Origin of the sequence: Shewanella sp. 10N.286.52.E4, assembly GCF_041468785.1 — a bacterium.
GTDB lineage: Bacteria > Pseudomonadota > Gammaproteobacteria > Enterobacterales > Shewanellaceae > Shewanella > Shewanella electrodiphila.
The window spans coordinates 1-248 of sequence record NZ_JBFRJJ010000084.1; the positions used below are offsets into that span (position 1 = coordinate 1).

Here is a 248-nt window from a genome sequence, read left to right on the forward strand (position 1 = left end):
GCGACTGCAGGTTCAATTGATGTAGCGCTGACCATCGATGATGGCGCAGAGACCGCTGACATTTCAGGTACCACCACCGATGTGGCAGAAGATAGCATTGTCACCCTTATTCTTACCGATAGCGCCGGCAACACCCTTGAGGTGACGGGCGTGACTGTCGATGCCAATGGCGATTACAGCATTGCGGGCGTGGATATTTCAAGCCTGGTGGATGGCGACATTACGGTAGATGCTCAAGCGGTCGATCA

1 protein-coding gene is annotated in these 248 nt (G+C 54.0%); it reads left to right on the plus strand.

Translation table 11 applies throughout. The features are described from left to right. Positions 1–248: hypothetical protein (locus AB4153_RS21445; RefSeq protein ID WP_371998608.1), on the plus strand; the 248-nt coding region annotated here is incomplete at both ends.